The sequence below is a fragment of the Roseomonas fluvialis genome, assembly GCF_022846615.1.
Taxonomy (GTDB): Bacteria; Pseudomonadota; Alphaproteobacteria; order Acetobacterales; family Acetobacteraceae; genus Neoroseomonas; species Neoroseomonas fluvialis.
Map to the genome: position 1 here is coordinate 2,265,722 of NZ_AP025637.1, position 17,252 is coordinate 2,282,973.

Consider the following 17,252-nt stretch of genomic DNA (forward strand, 5'->3'; position numbering starts at 1 on the left):
GAAGCGGAGGCCACCATGCCCACGCCACCACCCACCCCGGTGTTTCTCGACCTCGCGGCGTTGTCGCTGTACCTGTTCTTCGCCTTCTTCGCGGGGCTGGTTTTCTACCTGCACCGGGAGAACAAGCGCGAGGGCTACCCGCTGGTGCCTGACCGGTCCGACCGGCCGAATTTCGGCACGATCCACGGCTTCCCCGAGACGCCGCCGGCCAAGGTGTTCCGCCTGCACTACCCGCCGGGCGCGACGGTGACGCAGGGCGACCAGCCGGAGCGCGACATCAGCGCGCTGGTGGTCGAGGACCCCTACAACGGCACGCCCATCACGCCCAAGGGCGATGCGATGCGCGATGGCCTCGGCGCGGCGTCCTACGCGATGCGGCATGACGCGCCGGATCTCGCCTATGACGACAACCTGCCCAAGATCGTGCCGCTGCGCGCCGCGCCGGGCTGGCACATCGCGGAGGAGGACCCGAACCCGATCGGCCGCTCGGTCACGACGCTCGACGGCGCGACCGTCGGCACCGTGGTCGACCTGTGGACCGACCGGTCGGAATACGTGCTGCGCTACATCGAGGTCGACGCGGTCGGCGGGCGGCGCGTCCTGGTGCCGATGTTCCTCGCGACCATCAACGACGATGGCGACGTGCGCGTGGTGTCAGTGACGGCGTCGCAATTCGCCGCCGCGCCGGGCATCAAGAGCCCTGAGCAGATCACCCTGCTCGAGGAAGACAAGATCGCCGCCTATTTCGGCGGTGGTCACCTGCACGCGACGCCCGAGCGCAGCGAGCCGCTGGTATGAGCGCCGACCCCGCTCGCCCGAGCGTGACCGAGCACGGCTTCGAACCCGTGCCCGGCCTGCCGGAACGACTGCCGGACGGCGAGACCCTGCTCTGGCAGGGCCGCCCCGGCTGGCGTGGCCTGGCGCGCGGGGCACTGCATGTGCGTGGTATCGCCGCGTATTTCGCGCTGGTCGCAGCCTGGCAGGGTGCTTCGGTCGCGACCTCCGGCGGCAGCCCGGTCGAGGCCGTGGCCTCCGCCGCGCTCATGATGCTGATCGGTGCGCTGCCGATAGCCTTCCTGTTGGCCTATGCCTGGATGGCGGCGCGCGGCGCGGTGTACACCATCACCAGCCGTCGCATCGTGATGCGGGTTGGCGTGGCGCTGCCGGTCACGATCAACCTGCCTTTCGCGTTGATCGAGAGCGCGTCGCTGTCGCGCCGGGGCGATGGCAGCGGTGATGTGGTCCTGCGGCTCGCTGGCAAGCAACGCGCATCCTGGATCGCGCTGTGGCCGCATTGCCGGCCCTGGCGCTTCAACCGCCCAGAGCCCATGCTGCGTGCGTTGCCCGACGCCGAGGCGGTGGCGCAGGTGCTCGGCCGCGCGCTTGCCGCCGCGGGATCGGTTCCCGTGACCCCGATCGCCGGCACCGGGCACGCATCGGCGCGTTCCGGCGCCGAGGCGATGGCCTGAGACGACACAGAGGAGCGACCACGATGCCCCGCACCATGCGCCAGGATGTCTTCGGCAGAGCCCCGGTCATTGCCATGGGCCTCGCCATCCTTGCGCTGGTGGGGTTGACCATCGCGCCGCTCCCGTCGGTCCGCGCGCCTGAGACGGCCGCCGCGCTGCGCAGCGAGCGCAGTTTCGTCGCCGCCGACCGCGGCGACGGCGCGGTGGTGCTGACCGACGCCACGACCGGGCGCGATGTGCTGCTGATCGCACCGGGCGAGGATGGCTTCATGCGCGCGACGCTGCGCGGCCTGGCGCGCGACCGCAGGCTGCGCGACCTCGGTCCCGAGGCACCTTTCCGCCTGTCCTCGTGGAGTGACGGGCGACTCACGCTGGACGACACGGCCACAGGCCGGCGTCTGGATCTTCTGGCCTTTGGCCAGACGCAGGCAGAGGCGTTTGCACGCCTGCTGCCCACCGGGGAGAAATAAACATGACGACGAATGGCAATGGCTGGCCGCGATGGCTGGGTGGGCCCTCGACATTCGAGGTTCCCTGCACGGTGGAGATCGAGCGCAGCTTCGACAGCTTCCACGCCTATGCAGTGCCCGAGGGCGTGGAGCTGCGCCCCGGCGACCGCGTGGTGGTGCATGGCACGCCCGACCACGTGGCCTTCGGCGAGAAGATGTCCTTCGAGACGCGCGCCACGGTCTATCGCGCCGGCCCGCTCACGCGGTTCTGGACGCAATGGGTGGCGATCTTCGAACTGACCGAACTGTACCACTGCGGGTTTGAGCCGAAGGAGGCCGCGTGATGGAGGCCCTCGTGCTCGACGCCACCGAGGCGCTGCCGCTTGGAACCAAGCAGGGGTCGTCCGCCGCCGCGACGCGCATGGCGCTGACCGAGACGGTGCTCAGCCCGCGCTTCTACACCACCGATTTCGCCGCCATGGACAAGGTGGACGTCGAGCCCCTGCGCGCGCAGTGGGACCGGCTGATGGACGAGTTCCGCGCCGACCCGAACAAGGGCCATTTCGTCCGTAACGAGGATTTCGACAAGTTCGACCTCAGCACCCTCCCGCCCGGGCTGCAGAAGGAACTGGTCGAATTCCTGGTGAGCAGCGTCACGGCGGAATTCTCCGGCTGCGTGCTCTATGCCGAGATCAAGAAGCGCGTGACCAACCCTGACATCAAGGAGCTGTTCTCCGTGATGGCCCGCGACGAAAGCCGCCATGCCGGCTTCATCAACGACAGCCTGAAGGACATCGGCGTTGGCGTGGACCTGGGGTTCCTGACGCGCGCCAAGAAGTACCACTACTTCCAGCCGAAGTTCATCTTCTACGCCACCTACCTGAGCGAGAAGATCGGCTATGCGCGCTACATCACCATCTTCCGCCAGTTCGAGAAGCATCCCGAACTGCGTTTCCACCCGATCTTCCAGTGGTTCGAGAAGTGGTGCAACGACGAGTTCCGCCACGGCGAGGCCTTCGCGTTGCTGATGCGCGCCAACCCGTCGCTGGTCAGCGGCGTCAATGTCTGGTGGTGCCGCTTCTTCCAGCTCGCGGTCTTCGCGACGATGTACGTGCGCGACCACGCGCGACCGGAATTCCACAAGGCGCTTGGCATGACGCCGACCGACTACGACATGCGCGTGTTCCGCATCACCGAGGAGATCTGCCGCCAGGTCTTCCCTGCGACGCTCGACATCGACCATCCCGGCTTCCTGCGTGACATGGAAAAGCTGCGGGTGCTGGGCGAGGGCATCGCCGCGGCCAAGGCGCAGGGCGGCTTGATGGGCGGGGCGAAGCGTGTCGGCCTGACCATTGCGGCCGGCACCACCTTCCTGCGTGCGCTGCTGCGGCGGCCGCGCCGGCACGCGCTGCCGGCCGACGCCCGGCTGGCGCCGGCCTGGTAGGCGCGGGACAGCGCATGGCCGAGATCGGCATCCCCGCACTGGTGACGGTCTTTGCCTGGTGGTTCAGCACCGGGCTGATCCTGCTGCTCGATGGGCTGCGGCGGGAGACCTTCCGCCGGTCCATGGCCTTCGCCACGGCCTTCCTGCTGGCTGCGCTGTTCGGCGTCTGGGCGATCGGGCAGGACACATCGGTGACCGGCGCCTATCTGGGCTTCCTGTGCGGGCTCGCGGTCTGGGGCTGGATCGAATTGTCCTTCCTGACCGGGCTGATCACCGGCCCGCGGCGCACGCCCTGTCCGCCGGGGCTGTCGGGGCCGCGACGCGTGGCGGCCGCGATCGGCGCCATCCTGTGGCACGAGTTCGCCATCATCGTCGCAGCGGCGATGCTGGTGGCGCTGTCCTGGGGGGCGGCCAACCAGGTCGCGGTGTGGACCTTCATGATCCTGTGGATCATGCGGCAGTCGACCAAGCTCAACATTTTCCTGGGTGCGCGGAACACTGGCGAAGTCTTCCTGCCGGACCATCTGCGCTACATCGGATCCTATTTCCGCCACCGGTCGATGAACCTGCTGTTTCCCGTCTCCGTCATGGCCTCGACGCTATTCTGCGCTTGGCTGTTCCACCACGCTGTGAAGGCGGGGGCGACACCCTTCGAGGTGACGGGCGCCAGCCTGCTTGGCACGCTGGCCGCGCTTGCGGTGCTCGAGCACTGGTTCCTGATGATGCCGCTGCCGATCGAACGGCTGTGGCGCTGGGCGATGGACCGCCGCGAGGCGTCGGGACGACCCGCGCCGCGCGTGGCCGCCTGGGAATCCGGCCTGTCTGCACCCTGCGACGCCGATCGGCTCGGCCGGTTGCTCAGCGATGTCGCGGACGGCGCCTATGGCCCGGTCGAGAGCCTGCGCGGCACGCTGCGCTCCTCCTCCGGCTGGGTCGAGTTCGACTTGACCGGCGGGCGCGCGCAAGTCGCCGCCTTCACGCCGGCGACCAATGCGGCGCCGCGCGTGGTCGCGGTGGGCGCGACGCAGGACCTGATGCGCCTGCGCGCCGCGCTCATCGCCTGCCTGAGGCCCGCCGCGGCATGATCGAGGTCAATGAATCTGCACGCCGCACCGACAATTCTTACCGCATCGCGCCGCGCCGTCGCGCATGCTGGCCAACCAAGGCGCAACAGAGCACCCGGGGGGTGACGCCATGAACTACGAAGCCTATTTCCGCGGGCAACTTGACGGTCTTCGGCGCGAAGGCCGCTACCGCGTCTTTGCGGACATCGAGCGCCAGGCCGGCGCATTCCCCCGCGCCATCCGCCACGACGCCGGCAAGGCGCGCGAGGTGACGGTGTGGTGCTCGAACGACTATCTCGGCATGGGGCAGCATCCGAAGGTGCTCGCCGCGATGCACGAGGCGCTGGACCGCTACGGCGCCGGCGCCGGCGGGACGCGCAACATCTCGGGCACCAACCACGCGCATGTGCTGCTGGAGCAGGAACTGGCGGCGCTGCACGGCACCGAAGCCGCGCTGCTGTTCAACTCCGGCTACATGTCGAACTGGGCGTCGCTGTCCACGCTGGGTTCGCGGATGCCGGGCTGCGTCATCATCTCCGACGAGATGAACCATGCCTCGATGATCGAAGGCATGCGCCACTCCCGCGCCGAGCGTCGCCTGTTCCGCCACAACGACGTCGTGGACCTGCGCCGCGTGCTGTCGGAACTCGACCCCAAGGCGCCGAAGCTGATCGCCTTCGAGAGCGTCTATTCGATGGACGGCGACATCGCGCCGATCCACGACATCTGCGACGTCGCCGAGGAGTTCGGCGCCATGACCTATTGCGACGAAGTGCATGGCGTGGGCCTCTATGGGCCGACCGGCGGCGGTGTCACCGAACGCGACGGCGCGTCGCATCGCTTGACCGTCATCGAGGGGACACTCGCCAAGGCGTTCGGCGTGATCGGCGGCTATATCGCCGGCAGCCACGCGATGTGCGACTTCGTGCGGTCCTTCGCCTCCGGCTTCATCTTCTCGACGGCGTTGCCGCCGGCCGTCGCCGCCGGGGCGCGCGCCGCTATCCAGCATCTGCGCGCCAGCACCATGGAGCGTGAACGCCTGCACGAACGGGCCGCCACGCTGCGCCGCCGCCTCGACGCGGTGGGTGTGCCCCATTTGCAGAACGACAGCCACATCGTGCCGGTGATGGTCTACGACCCCGTCATCTGCAAGAACATCTCGGACCTGCTGCTCGACGAGCACGGCGTCTATGTGCAGCCGATCAACTACCCCACCGTGCCACGCGGCACGGAGCGGCTGCGCATCACGCCCTCGCCGGTGCATACGGATGCCGACATGGACCACCTGGTCGCGTCGCTGGAGGATGTGTGGTCAAGGTTCAGCCTGAGGCGCGCGGCTTGATGGACTCGCTGCCCGGCGATCACGGCCGGGGCGGGGAGGCGGCTGCCGTCTCGACCCGTACGAAGACGCCACGCGCGCGCCCGGCGGCACGCGCGCCATACCCCTTCGCGGCAATCGTCGCGCAGGAGGAAATGCTCCGCGCGCTGCTGGTCGCCGCGGTGGATGGCAGCATCGGCGGCGTACTGGTCCTGGGGGACCGCGGGACCGGCAAGTCCACCGCAGTGCGCGCGCTCGCCGCGCTGTTGCCGCCGATGAAGGCGGTGGAGGGCTGCCGCTTCGGCTGCGACCCGTCCGATGTCGCTGCGCTGTGCGACGCGTGCCGCGGCAAGGCTCGCCTGCGCGCGATCGAGGTGCCGGTGCCGGTGGTCGACCTGCCGCTCGGCGCCACCGAGGACCGCGTAGCCGGTGCGCTCGACATCGAACGCGCCCTGGCCGATGGCGTAAAGGCTTTCGAACCCGGGCTGCTGGCCCGCGCGCATCGTGGCTTCCTGTACATCGACGAGGTGAACCTGCTCGAGGATCACCTGGTCGACCTGCTGCTTGATGTCGCAGCGTCCGGCGAGAACCTGGTGGAACGCGAGGGCATCAGCATCCGTCATCCCGCACGCTTCGTGCTGGTGGGATCCGGCAATCCGGAGGAAGGCGAACTCCGCCCGCAGTTGCTCGACCGCTTCGGCCTGTGTGTCGAAGTTCGCACGCCGACCGACCTGCCGACGCGCATCGAGGTCATCCGCCGCCGCGATTCCTACGAACGTGACCACGCCGCCTTCTGTGCTGCGTGGGAGAAGGAACAGGCGAAGCTGCGCCGTCGTATCCTCGCCGCGCGTGCCGCGCTGCCCGCCATCGAGGTGCCGGATGCCGCGCTGGAACGCGCCGCGCAGCTGTGCATGGCGCTCGGCACGGATGGGCTGCGCGGAGAGCTCACGCTGATCCGCGCCGCACGCGCGCATGCGGCGCTGGAGGGGCTCTCGAGCGTCGGCGATGCGGAACTGCGCGCCGTGGCCAGTCCCGCGCTACGTCACAGGCTGCGCCGCAATCCGCTGGACGAGACGTCCTCCTCCACCCGGGTCGATCGCGCCGTCGGCGAGTTGTTCGGGCCGTGAGCCAGGCCGGCGACGGGCGCGCTCCGCCGCGCGCGGCGCCGGACCCTGCAGTGGCGGCGGACCAGCGCGCCGCCGCCTTTCTGCTCGCGGTGGATCCTGTCGGTTTGGGCGGCGCCGTGCTGCGTGCGGGACCGGGTCCCGAGCGCGATGGATGGCTTGCGCTGCTGCGCGCGGCGTTGCCGCTGGGTGGCGCGTGGCGGCGCATGCCGGCCTCGGTGCCGGATTCGCGCCTGCTGGGGGGCCTCGACCTCACGGCGACCCTGGCGGCGGGGCGGCCGGTCGCGGAGCGTGGCGTGCTCGCCGAAGCCGATGGCGGCGTGCTGCTGCTCGCCATGGCGGAACGCGCCGCGCCCGGCATGGCTGCGCGCATCGCGGCCGTGATGGATGCGCATGAGGTCGCGTTGGAACGCGATGGTATCGCGCGGCGCCTGCCAGCGCGCTTCGGCCTGGTCGCGCTGGACGAGGGCATCGAGGATGAGGGCGTGGCGCAACCGCTGTGCGACCGCCTCGCCTTCCACATCGTACCGCTGCCGCCTGGCGCGCCGGACGCCTTGCCCGACATGGTGGCCGCGCGCGCCCGGCTGAACGCCGTGCAGGTACCGGATGAGGTGACCGAGGCGCTGTGTGGTGCGGCCGTCGCGCTCGGCATCGCGTCGCTGCGCGCGCCGATGCTGGCGCAGCGCGCTGCCATTGCCGCCGCCGCGCTGGCCGGTCGCGACACCGTCGCGCCCGAGGATGCGGCGCTGGCGGCCCGGCTGGTGCTGGCGCCGCGCGCCACGCGCCTGCCGGAAGCCCCGCCCGCCGAGGAACCGCCGCCGCCCGAACAGGGTGAGGCGCGGGACGCCCCCAAGGGCGAAGCTACCGATGCGCCGCTCGAGGACCGGGTGCTGGATGCCGCGCGCGCCGTGCTGCCGGAGGGACTGCTGGCGGGCCTCGGCGCCGGGCTGCGCGATGCAGCGCGGCGGTCGTCGCCGGATGGTCGCGCTGGGTCTCGCCACGCCACTCCGCTGCGCGGTCGCCCGGCCGGCACGCGCCAGGGCGAATGGCGTGCTGGTGCGCGGCTTGCGCTGGTCGAGACGTTGCGCGCGGCAGCACCGTGGCAGCCCATCCGTCGGCGCGGGCGCACCGGCGGGCCGCGCCTGCTCGTGAAGCGCGAGGATATCCGCCTGCGCCGTTTCGAAGCCCCGCAGGAGACGACCGCGATCTTCGTGGTGGATGCGTCCGGTTCCGCCGCGATGCACCGGCTGTCGGAAGCCAAGGGAGCGGTCGAACTTCTGCTGGCCGACTGCTACGTGCGCCGCGACAAGGTGGCGTTGATCGGCTTCCGCGGGCGCGGCGCGGATGTGCTGCTGCCGCCCACCGCATCGCTGGTGCGGGCGAAGCGATCGCTGGCGGGTCTGCCCGGCGGGGGCGGCACGCCGCTCGCGGCTGGACTGGATACAGCGCGCGGCATGGCCGAGGCCTGCCGGCGCGCCGGGCGCACGCCGCTGCTGGTGTTGCTGACCGATGGCCGCGCCAATGTCGCGCGCGATGGCACCGGCGGGCGGGCCCAGGCGGAAGCCGATGCGCTCGATGCCGCGAAGCCGCTGCGAATCGCGGGCGTTCCGGCGCTGTTGGTCGATACCGCGCCGCGGCCGCAAGCCTTCGCGCGGGATCTCGCGGCCGCGATGGGCGCGCGCTACCTGCCGCTGCCCATGGCCGATGCGGCGCGCCTGTCCGGCGCCGTGCGCGATGCGGCGGCCTGACCATGAGCGATCGCCCTGCCTGGCCCGTTGATGGCCGCGACTGGCCAAACCGGGAGCACAGCCGGTTCCTGCGGGCCGGCGGCGTCGATTGGCACGTGCAGGTGGCGGGGCAGGGGCCGGTTGTGTTGCTGCTGCACGGCACCGCGGCGGCGACGCATTCCTGGCGCGACGTCCTGCCGCTGCTGGCAAGGCACGCGACCGTGGTGGCGCCCGACCTGCCCGGGCACGGCTTCACCAGCATGCCGGGAGATCCGGGGCTGACGCTGCCCGGCATGGCGCGGCTGGTCGAAGCGCTGCTCGGGGCGCTGGGCCTGAAGCCTGACCTCGCCGTCGGGCATTCCGCCGGCGCCGCCGTGGCGCTCCGCATGGCGCTGGATGGGCGAATCACACCGCGCGAGGTGGTCAGCCTGAACGGCGCGCTCACGCCGCTCGGGGAGGAGCACGCCGCCTTTTTCACACGCGCTGCCCGGCTGCTGGTGGGCCTGCCCTTCGTGCCGAAGCTGTTCGCCTGGCGTGCCGCGAATCGTGAAGTGGCCGCACGGCTGCTGCGCGACACCGGATCGACCATCGATGCGCGCGGCGTGGACCTCTATGCCCGGCTGTTCCGGCGCGCTGGGCATCTCGCGGGCGCGCTGCGCATGATGGCGAACTGGGACCTGCGGCCGCTGCTGCGCGATCTGCCGCGCCTCACGCCTGACCTGCTGCTGGTGGTGGGCGCCAATGACCGCACCATCGCGCCGAGCAAGGCGCGCCGCATCCAGCAGTTGCTGCCACGCGCGCGGATCGAGACGCTGCCACGGCTCGGGCACCTGGCGCATGAGGAGCGCCCCGACATCGTGGCGGACCTGTTGCTGCGCGAACTGACGGCGGAGATGGCCGAGCCTTGAGCATCCCCGCTTCCCACCCGCTGCGCGTCGAGCTGAACGACGAGGTGCATGCGCGCCCGCCGGAGGCGCTTGCCCCGCCCTGCCGCATCTCGCATATCGCGCTGATCCCGCCGGAGGGCGCGCCGCGCGACCAGGCTTTGGCCGCCGTGCAGGATCTGGCGCGGCGCCACGGCGCGCCGCCGCCGGAGGCCGGGGCGGCGCATTACAGCGCCGACCTCGGCCCGTACCGCCTGAAGTGGGAACGCCACACCGAGTTCAGCCGCTTCATGGTGATCGTGCGCGGCGTCGCGGCCGATCCCTTCTCGACCACCGCCTTCAACGTCCTGCCGGCCGACTGGATCGAGGCGCTGCCCGGCCGGGTGATCGCCGCGCAGCATGTGGCGCTGGTGCCCGATGACAGCGCGCCGCTCGACCTTGCCGCGCTCTCGGCGCGCTACTTCGCCGGCAACCACCTGATCGGCGCGGAGGTCAGCGGCGGGCGCGCCACCGCCATCACCGATTTCCGCATCCAGGCCGACGGCTTCAGCCGCTTTCTGCTGCTCGACCGAGGAACCGGCGAGAGGCAGGCCGGGCGGATCGTGCAGCGGCTGCTCGAGATCGACACCTACCGCGTCATGGCGCTGCTCGCCTTCCCGTTGGCGCGCGAACTCTCGCCCGTGCTGGCGGCGCATGAGCGCGAACTGGCGGCCGTGGCCGATGCGCTGGTGAACTGCGGCGAGAACGACGAACCCGTGCTGCTCGATCGCCTGACGCGTCTCGCTGCCGAGACCGAGAGCGGGGAGGCGCGCAACCGCTACCGCTTCTCCGCCGCTGCAGCCTACTACGAGATCGTGCAGCGCCGCATCGACGACCTGCGCGAGGGCCGCATCGAGGGCATGCAGACGGTGCGCGAATTCACCGAGCGGCGGCTGGCACCGGCGATGAACACCTGCCTGGCGATGGCGCAGCGGCAGGAAATGCTCTCGCAGCGCGTCGCGCGCGCAACGCAGTTGCTCTCGACGCGCGTGGACCTGACGCGCGAACGGCAGAACCAGGCGCTGCTGGCCTCGATGGACCGGCGTGCACGGCAGCAATTGCGCCTGCAGCAGACGGTCGAAGGGCTCTCGGTCGCGGCCATCACCTACTACGTGGTCGGGCTGATCGCCTATGCGGCGAAGGCGCTGTCGGACACGCGGCTGCCGATCCGCGACGATGTGGTGACGGGCCTCGCGGTGCCGCTGGTCGCACTGCTTGTGTATTCAGCGACGCGCCGCGTGCGGCGCCGCATGGAGCGGGAGGACACATGACCGGATTTCGCATTGCCGAGTCCGACCTCGATCACTGCCGGCGCTTGCTGGCGGGGGGATCGAAGTCCTTTCATGCGGCGTCGATGCTGCTGCCGCGGCGCATCGCGGCACCTGCCACGGCGCTCTATGCCTTCTGCCGCGTGGCGGATGACGAGATCGACCTGTCGCAGGGTAAGCAGGCGGCGATGCTCCGGCTGCTCGCGCGGCTAGATGCCGCCTATGCCGGCACGCCGCAGGATGACCCCGTGGACCGCGCCTTCGCCGCCGTGGTGCACCATTTCGGCATCCCGCGCGCCTTGCCCGGCGCGCTGCTCGAGGGCCTGGCCTGGGATGCAGCCGGGCGGCGCTATGAGAACATGGCCGAGCTCGAGGCCTATGCCACGCGCGTGGCGAGCGCGGTGGGCGCGATGATGACGCTGCTCATGGGCGTGCGCGACAGCGATGCAATCGCGCGGGCCTGCGACCTTGGTCTCGGGATGCAACTGACCAACATCGCGCGCGACATCGGCGAGGATGCGCGCGAGGGCCGACTGTTCCTGCCGCTGTGCTGGCTGCGCGAGGAGGGCATCTCGGCTGAGGATTTCCTCGCCGCGCCACGGTTCACGCCATCGATCGGTCGGCTGACGGCGCGGCTGCTTTCGGCAGCTGACCGGCATTACACGCGCGCCGAATCCGGCATCCGCCTGCTGCCGCGCGATTGCCGCGCGGGGATCGGCGCCGCGCGTGTGATCTACGCCGAGATTGGGCGCGAGGTGGAACGCAACGGGTTCGATTCCGTCAGCCGGCGCGCGGTGGTGCCGGGCTGGCGCAAGGCCGTGCTGCTGGCGCGCGCCGCTGGGTCGCTGGTCGGGCGGCGCGACGGTGCGACCGAGCCGCCCTGCGAAGCGGCGACCTACCTCGTGGATGCGGTGGCCGCGGCACCGCGCCCGCGCGGCCTGATCCCGCGCGGCTGGGGATCGCGCCTTGTCTGGGCGCTTGAGCTCATGGACCAGATCGACCGGGACGGTGCGCAGCAGCCGCGCCCGTTCAATCCGTCAACTGTCAGCGCAGATTGACACAGCGCAAAGCGCGGAGGGCCTGAAGCGCCCCAGCCTGTCCAACGCCGCGAGGGATGCGGCGGGAGGCCAGGGATGCGCATCGTTCTCATTCATCCGAACTACCACTCCGGCGGCGCCGAGATCGCCGGGAACTGGCCGCCATCCTGGGTTGCCTACCTGTCCGGCTTCCTGAAGGCGGCGGGCTACACCGACATCACTTTCATCGACGCGATGACGAACCACCTGACGCATGACCAGGTGCGCGAACGTCTGGCCGAACTGAAGCCGGACCTGATCGGTGCCACCGCCATCACGCCTGCGATCTACGAGGCCGAGTCGCTGCTCAAGCTGGCGAAGGAGACCTGCCCGCAGGCGGTCACCGTGCTGGGCGGCATCCACGGCACCTTCATGTACCCTCAGGTGCTGGCCGAAGCGCCCTGGATCGACGTGGTGGTGCGCGGAGAGGGCGAGCAGGTGCTGCTCGACTTGGTGCGCTGCATCGACGAAGGCCGCTGGCCCACCGAACGCGCCAGCGTGAAGGGAATCGCCTTCGCCGCCGAGGATGGCACGGTCGTGGCGAACGCCGCCTGCCCGCCGATCAAGGAGGTGGACCGCATCGTCGCGGACTGGGGCATCCTCGACTGGTCGAAGTACATCTACATCCCGATGAATACGAAGGTCGCGATCCCGAACCTCGCGCGCGGCTGCCCCTTCACCTGTTCCTTCTGCAGCCAGTGGAAATTCTGGCGTGACTACCGCGTGCGCGACCCGAAGAAGGTGGTGGACGAGATCGAGGACCTGGTGCGCAACCACGGCGTCGGTTTCTTCATCCTGGCGGACGAGGAACCCACCATCCACAAGAAGAAGTTCGTGGAGTTCTGCGAGGCGCTGATCGAGCGCAACCTGCCGGTGCTCTGGGGCATCAACACGCGCGTCACCGACATCCTGCGCGACGAGGCGCTGCTGCCGCTCTATCGCAAGGCCGGGCTGATCCACATCTCGCTGGGCACGGAAGCGGCGGCGCAGCTGAAGCTCGACCGGTTCAACAAGGAGACCACGGTCGCGCAGAACAAGAAGGCCATCCAGCTGCTGCGCCAGAACGGCATCGTCGCCGAGGCGCAGTTCATTGTCGGCCTCGAGAACGAGACGGTCGAGACGCTGGAAGAGACCTATCGCATGGCACTCGACTGGAACCCCGACATGGCGAACTGGGCGATGTACACGCCCTGGCCGTTCAACGACCTGTTCAAGGAGCTGGGCGACAAGGTCGAGGTGTTCGACTTCTCGAAGTACAATTTCGTCACGCCGATCATGAAGCCAGACGCGATCGACCGCGCCACGCTGCTCGACCGGACCATGCACAACTACCGGCGCTTCTACCTGCGCAAGGCGCTGCTCGGCTACCCGTGGATCCGGGACAAGGTGAAGCGGAAGTACATGCTCGGCTGCCTGTGGGCCTTTGCGAAGTCCGGCTTCCAGCGGACGTTCTACGACCTCGGCAAGGTCGGCTACTGGGGGCCGCAGTCGAAGAAGAAGGTGGATTTCCACTTCGACGAATCGCGCACGCTGACAACCGAGGCCGCGCGCGCGCCGCACAACGCGATGTGGAAGACAATGCATCGCCCGAAGGTGAAGATCCCGGCGGCGAATGCGGATGTTCGCGCCTGCGGTGGCGGCGATGAACAACTGACCGAGGCGCAAATGGATGCCGCCGCGGCGCCGCGCGAAAGGGCGACGCTGCTGGGGGATTGACGCCATGGCGCATGTCGCAGCGCGCATCGGCCCGAACGCTGTCACGCGCCTCGCCGAGGCGCTGGACGCGCTGCGCGGCCACGCCGACACGCTCGCGGTCTTCGCCCGGGCCGGCCTCTCGCACAGGCTGCACGAGCCGCCCGAGCGCATGGTGGACGAAGCCGAAGTCGTCGCGCTGCACGGCGCCCTGCGCGGCCTGGTGCCGCGCGACCAGGCAGCGGCAATCGCCGCCGATGCCGGGCGGCGCACCGCGGACTACCTGATCGCGCATCGCATACCGCGGGTGATGCGCGCCGTGCTGCCGCGCCTGCCGGCTCGATGGGCGGCGCGCATCCTTCTGATGGCTATCGGGCGCCACGCCTGGACCTTTGCCGGCAGCGGGCACTTTTCCGTGCTGCGGGGCCGCGCAGTGCGCTTCAGCATCGCCGGCGGGCCGCTCGCGCGTGGAGGGCGCGCTGCAGCGCCCGTCTGCGACTACTACGCTGCGACCTTCCAGGGCCTGTTCCGTGTGCTGGTGCACCCGGCGACGCAGGTGGTCGAGACCGCCTGCGAGGCTTGCGGCGCGCCCGCCTGCATCTTCGAGGCGCGTTGGTAGGTCAGGCCACCACCACCTTGCGGTACAGGTGCCAGGTGGCATGGCCGAGCACCGGCACCACCACCGCGAGGCCGATGAACAGCGGGACGGTTCCGATGACGAGCCCCGCCGCGACCACCACCCCCCACAGCGCCATCGCCATCGGATTGAGTATGACCGCACGGACCGAGGTGCGGATGGCGACACCCGGGCCGACCTGGCGGTCGAGAATCATGGGGAAGGACACCACGGTCAGCACCAGGACCAGCACCGCGAAGCCGCCGCCCACCAGGTTGCCGATCAGCAGCATGCGCCAGCCTGCCTGCGTGTCGATGACGTCGTGCAACAGGGCGCCCGGCGTCGCATGCGGCACCGCACCGACCGTGCTGCCGTAGATCACCTGCGCGGCCACTAGCCAAAGCAGGAAGATGCCGAGCAGCATCAGGCCCAGCAGGACGATCGATACGATGGCCGGGGACCGCAGCACGGCGAATGCGTCCAGCCACGACACGGCGTGCCCCTGTTCGCGGCGGCGGCTGATCTCGTACAGGCCGATCGCCATCAGCGGACCCATCAGCGAAAGCCCCGCGAGGAGCGGATAAAGCAAGGGCAGGAGCGGCCCGCCCCAGGCGGCGCGCGCCGCCACGAAGCCGATGACGGGATAGAGCAGCCCCAGGAAGACCAACTGCGTCGGTGCGGCGAGAAAATCATCGAACCCGCGCGAAAGCGCGTCCCGCAGGTCGGCGAGGCCGATGCGGCGCAATTCGGGTGTGGCGTGCGCCAGCGGCGCCGTCGACGTCAAGGCTCGAGCCATCTTGTCCTCCGCCAGATGTGGTGCGGATGGACCCTGCCGGCGGGTGCCGACAGGCGCTCCGCAACCAGGAGATGGTGCGTCCGGAGCGCGACGGCAGGGGGTGTGTCAGGAAAGGCGTTGACGGCACTGTCAGAAAAAGTTGACAGTCGAGTTTGACAGGGCGTGATGACGGATGCGCGCCGCGATCGAACCGCGGCCCCCCGTGCCGCCACGCCGGAGGAAAACGCCACATGATGGACCCCGCGACCCGCATCGAAAGCACGCTGGCCGATGCCGTCCTGCTGGCCGAGGCCACCGGCGCCCCGCCGCGCCTGGCCGCCGCCATGCGCCATGCGGTCTTTCCGAAGGGCGCACGCATCCGTCCACGCCTGACCATCGCCGTCGCCATGGCGTGCGGCGACGACCGGCCGCGTCTGTCGAGCGCGGCGGCCGCGTCGATCGAGCTGCTGCACTGCGCGTCCCTCGTGCATGACGACATGCCCTGCTTCGACGACGCCGATACGCGGCGCGGCAAGCCATCCGTGCACCGCGCCTTCGGCGAGCCGCTGGCGGTGCTGGCGGGCGATGCGCTGATCATCCTGGCTTTCCAGACCCTGGCACGGGCGGCGCCCTGCGCGCCGGAGCGCCTCGGCCACGTGATAGGCGCGGTGGGCGATGGGGTCGGGGTGCCTTTCGGTATCGTCGCCGGCCAGGCCTGGGAATGCGAGCCGGAGGTGAACCTCTCGGACTATCAGCGGCAAAAGACCGGCGCGCTGTTTGCGGCCGCCGCGGTGGCCGGCGCAGCCGCGGCCGGGTCGACGGACGCCGAGGCTTGGCGCCTGCTGGGCGACCGGCTGGGCGAGGCCTACCAAGTTGCCGACGACCTGCGCGACGCAGTCGAGGACGAAGCCACCATCGGCAAGCCGGTGGGGCGCGACAAGGCACTCGGGCGGCCGAGCGCGGTCGCGGAATTCGGGCTGAAGGGCGCGATCGCGCGGCTGGCGACGTTGGCCGATGGCGCGGTGGCGTCGATCCCGGACTGCCAGGGCCAGACGCTGCTGCGCGGGCTGATCCTGGCGGAGACGCGCCGCCTGTTGCCCGCTAAGCTGGCGACTGTCTGAGCGCGCGTAGCATGTCAGGGGCCGACACCTTGGCGGCGCCGCAGGTCTCGCTGCTCGACCGATTCCGCGCCTTCCGCGAGGGCATGGCGGCGAAGCCCGGCTTCCGTCGCTGGGCGGCGCGCTTCCCGCTGACGCGGCCCTTTGCGCGGCGTCGCGCGCGGGCCTTGTTCGATATCTGCGCGGGCTTCGTCTACACGCAGGTGTTGCTGGCCTGCGTGCAGCTGCGGGTGTTCGCGATCCTGTCGGAAGCGCCGCTGACGACGGCGCGACTCGCCCCGCGCCTGTCGTTGAGCATCGAGGCGACCGAACGTCTGATGGCCGCCGCTGCCGCGCTGCAACTGACGGCGCGGCGTGGCGACGGCGCCTGGACGCTGGGGCAACTCGGCGCGGCGATGATCGGCAATGACGGCATCGCGGCGATGGTCGAGCACCACGCCATGCTCTACGCCGACCTGACCGATCCGGTGGCGATGCTGCGGCGTCCGCGCGGCGGCAACGCGCTGTCGGACTACTGGGCCTATTCCGGGGCCGAGCAGCCCGGTTCCGTCAGCGCGGATCGCATCCGCGACTACACCGCGCTGATGGCGGCGAGCCAGCCGATGGTGGCCGAGGAAGTGCTGGCCAGTTACCGGTTCGACCGGCACGTGCGCGTGCTCGATGTCGGCGGTGGCAACGGCGCCTTCCTGCGCGCGGTGGCGGCCGAAGCGCCGCGGCTCGAGTTGATGCTGTTCGATCTGCCGGCGGTGGCCGAGGAAGCGCGTGCCCGATTCGCGGCAGCGGGACTCGGCGGGCGCGCCTTCGTGCATGGCGGCGACTTCACGCAGGACGAACTGCCGCGCGGCGCCGACCTGGTGACGCTGGTGCGTGTGCTGCACGACCACGACGACGACGTCGCACTCAGCCTGCTACGGCGGATTCGCGCGGCCCTGCCGGTAGGCGGCGCGCTGCTGTTGGCCGAACCCATGGCGGGCACCAGCGGCGCCGAGCCGATGGGCGAGGCCTATTTCGGCTTCTACCTGTTGGCGATGGGCCGTGGCCGCCCGCGCACACCTGAAGAAATCCGCACCATGCTTTTGGCCGCCGGTTTTTCGGAAAGTCGCATGTTGTCAACACCAACGCCGTTGCTGACGCGCGCCGTGCTGGCGCGGGTGCCCGCGTAATGCTCAATTGGCTGTCAGTTTGGCTT

Annotated in this window: 17 protein-coding genes; 16 read left to right on the forward strand and 1 reads right to left on the reverse strand. The window is 70.3% G+C overall.

Annotated elements, in window-relative coordinates:
• Positions 1-15: 15 nt before the first annotated feature.
• From puhA to bchJ, 14 genes are all read left to right on the forward strand, one after another.
• On the forward strand, positions 16-798 hold the full coding sequence (gene puhA, locus MWM08_RS11000; protein ID WP_244459486.1) for a photosynthetic reaction center subunit H: 783 nt from the start codon (positions 16-18) through the stop codon (positions 796-798).
• A complete protein-coding gene (gene puhB / locus MWM08_RS11005) occupies positions 795-1,469 on the forward strand; it encodes a photosynthetic complex putative assembly protein PuhB (protein WP_244459487.1) in 675 nt (224 codons plus the stop codon). Before puhA ends, puhB begins: the two co-directional genes overlap by 4 nt.
• Positions 1,470-1,492: 23 nt before the next feature.
• Positions 1,493-1,939: a photosynthetic complex assembly protein PuhC gene (gene puhC, locus MWM08_RS11010; RefSeq protein WP_244459488.1), complete on the forward strand. Its 447-nt coding sequence runs from the start codon at positions 1,493-1,495 to the stop codon at positions 1,937-1,939.
• Between the two features lie 2 nt (positions 1,940-1,941).
• The gene (locus MWM08_RS11015; RefSeq protein ID WP_244459489.1) at positions 1,942-2,262 is read left to right on the forward strand and encodes a hypothetical protein; all 321 of its coding nucleotides are present in this window, start codon (positions 1,942-1,944) and stop codon (positions 2,260-2,262) included.
• Positions 2,262-3,362: a magnesium-protoporphyrin IX monomethyl ester (oxidative) cyclase gene (acsF, locus tag MWM08_RS11020; protein WP_244459490.1), complete on the forward strand. Its 1,101-nt coding sequence runs from the start codon at positions 2,262-2,264 to the stop codon at positions 3,360-3,362. The genes MWM08_RS11015 and acsF overlap by 1 nt, the downstream gene beginning before the upstream one ends.
• Positions 3,363-3,376: 14 nt before the next feature.
• On the forward strand, positions 3,377-4,447 hold the full coding sequence (gene puhE / locus MWM08_RS11025) for a putative photosynthetic complex assembly protein PuhE (RefSeq protein WP_244459491.1): 1,071 nt from the start codon (positions 3,377-3,379) through the stop codon (positions 4,445-4,447).
• Between the two features lie 109 nt (positions 4,448-4,556).
• The gene (gene hemA / locus MWM08_RS11030) at positions 4,557-5,768 is read left to right on the forward strand and encodes a 5-aminolevulinate synthase (protein WP_244459492.1); all 1,212 of its coding nucleotides are present in this window, start codon (positions 4,557-4,559) and stop codon (positions 5,766-5,768) included.
• Positions 5,768-6,871 carry a magnesium chelatase ATPase subunit I gene (gene bchI, locus MWM08_RS11035; RefSeq protein ID WP_255751399.1) on the forward strand — a complete coding sequence of 368 codons (1,104 nt, stop codon included), beginning with the start codon at positions 5,768-5,770 and terminating at the stop codon, positions 6,869-6,871. Before hemA ends, bchI begins: the two co-directional genes overlap by 1 nt.
• A complete protein-coding gene (locus MWM08_RS11040; protein ID WP_244459493.1) occupies positions 6,868-8,616 on the forward strand; it encodes a magnesium chelatase subunit D in 1,749 nt (582 codons plus the stop codon). The genes bchI and MWM08_RS11040 overlap by 4 nt, the downstream gene beginning before the upstream one ends.
• Before the next feature lie 2 nt (positions 8,617-8,618).
• Positions 8,619-9,503, forward strand: coding sequence for an alpha/beta fold hydrolase BchO (gene bchO, locus MWM08_RS11045; protein ID WP_244459494.1), 885 nt, complete (start codon positions 8,619-8,621; stop codon positions 9,501-9,503).
• Positions 9,500-10,789 carry a DUF3422 family protein gene (locus tag MWM08_RS11050; RefSeq protein WP_244459495.1) on the forward strand — a complete coding sequence of 430 codons (1,290 nt, stop codon included), beginning with the start codon at positions 9,500-9,502 and terminating at the stop codon, positions 10,787-10,789. The genes bchO and MWM08_RS11050 overlap by 4 nt, the downstream gene beginning before the upstream one ends.
• Entirely contained in the window at positions 10,786-11,844 is a 1,059-nt protein-coding gene (locus tag MWM08_RS11055) for a phytoene/squalene synthase family protein (protein ID WP_244459496.1), read from the forward strand. Before MWM08_RS11050 ends, MWM08_RS11055 begins: the two co-directional genes overlap by 4 nt.
• A 75-nt stretch (positions 11,845-11,919) precedes the next feature.
• Positions 11,920-13,578 carry a magnesium-protoporphyrin IX monomethyl ester anaerobic oxidative cyclase gene (gene bchE / locus MWM08_RS11060; protein WP_244459497.1) on the forward strand — a complete coding sequence of 553 codons (1,659 nt, stop codon included), beginning with the start codon at positions 11,920-11,922 and terminating at the stop codon, positions 13,576-13,578.
• Between the two features lie 4 nt (positions 13,579-13,582).
• Positions 13,583-14,173, forward strand: coding sequence for a bacteriochlorophyll 4-vinyl reductase (gene bchJ, locus MWM08_RS11065; protein ID WP_244459498.1), 591 nt, complete (start codon positions 13,583-13,585; stop codon positions 14,171-14,173).
• Between the two features lies 1 nt (position 14,174).
• On the opposite strand, the gene MWM08_RS11070 is transcribed toward bchJ, so the two are convergent.
• The gene (locus MWM08_RS11070) at positions 14,175-14,966 is read right to left on the reverse strand and encodes a DUF2189 domain-containing protein (protein WP_244459499.1); all 792 of its coding nucleotides are present in this window, start codon (positions 14,964-14,966) and stop codon (positions 14,175-14,177) included.
• Positions 14,967-15,196: 230 nt separating this feature from the next.
• Here MWM08_RS11070 and MWM08_RS11075 point away from each other — a divergent pair, with 230 nt between their 5' ends.
• Positions 15,197-16,066, forward strand: coding sequence for a polyprenyl synthetase family protein (locus tag MWM08_RS11075; RefSeq protein WP_423816024.1), 870 nt, complete (start codon positions 15,197-15,199; stop codon positions 16,064-16,066).
• Between the two features lie 11 nt (positions 16,067-16,077).
• The gene (locus MWM08_RS11080) at positions 16,078-17,226 is read left to right on the forward strand and encodes an acetylserotonin O-methyltransferase (protein ID WP_244459500.1); all 1,149 of its coding nucleotides are present in this window, start codon (positions 16,078-16,080) and stop codon (positions 17,224-17,226) included.
• Positions 17,227-17,252: the final 26 nt, after the last annotated feature.

Excerpts from the sequence above, each read along its gene's own strand:
- puhA (WP_244459486.1), top strand. The coding sequence starts at position 16 with ATGCCCACGCCACCACCCACCCCGGTGTTTCTCGACCTCGCGGCGTTG.
- puhB (WP_244459487.1), top strand. The coding sequence starts at position 795 with ATGAGCGCCGACCCCGCTCGCCCGAGCGTGACCGAGCACGGCTTCGAA.
- puhC (WP_244459488.1), top strand. The coding sequence starts at position 1,493 with ATGCCCCGCACCATGCGCCAGGATGTCTTCGGCAGAGCCCCGGTCATT.
- MWM08_RS11015 (WP_244459489.1), top strand. The coding sequence starts at position 1,942 with ATGACGACGAATGGCAATGGCTGGCCGCGATGGCTGGGTGGGCCCTCG.
- acsF (WP_244459490.1), top strand. The coding sequence starts at position 2,262 with ATGGAGGCCCTCGTGCTCGACGCCACCGAGGCGCTGCCGCTTGGAACC.
- puhE (WP_244459491.1), top strand. The coding sequence starts at position 3,377 with ATGGCCGAGATCGGCATCCCCGCACTGGTGACGGTCTTTGCCTGGTGG.
- hemA (WP_244459492.1), top strand. The coding sequence starts at position 4,557 with ATGAACTACGAAGCCTATTTCCGCGGGCAACTTGACGGTCTTCGGCGC.
- bchI (WP_255751399.1), top strand. The coding sequence starts at position 5,768 with ATGGACTCGCTGCCCGGCGATCACGGCCGGGGCGGGGAGGCGGCTGCC.
- bchO (WP_244459494.1), top strand. The coding sequence starts at position 8,619 with ATGAGCGATCGCCCTGCCTGGCCCGTTGATGGCCGCGACTGGCCAAAC.
- MWM08_RS11055 (WP_244459496.1), top strand. The coding sequence starts at position 10,786 with ATGACCGGATTTCGCATTGCCGAGTCCGACCTCGATCACTGCCGGCGC.
- bchE (WP_244459497.1), top strand. The coding sequence starts at position 11,920 with ATGCGCATCGTTCTCATTCATCCGAACTACCACTCCGGCGGCGCCGAG.
- bchJ (WP_244459498.1), top strand. The coding sequence starts at position 13,583 with ATGGCGCATGTCGCAGCGCGCATCGGCCCGAACGCTGTCACGCGCCTC.
- MWM08_RS11070 (WP_244459499.1), bottom strand. The coding sequence starts at position 14,966 with ATGGCTCGAGCCTTGACGTCGACGGCGCCGCTGGCGCACGCCACACCC.
- MWM08_RS11075 (WP_423816024.1), top strand. The coding sequence starts at position 15,197 with ATGATGGACCCCGCGACCCGCATCGAAAGCACGCTGGCCGATGCCGTC.
- MWM08_RS11080 (WP_244459500.1), top strand. The coding sequence starts at position 16,078 with ATGTCAGGGGCCGACACCTTGGCGGCGCCGCAGGTCTCGCTGCTCGAC.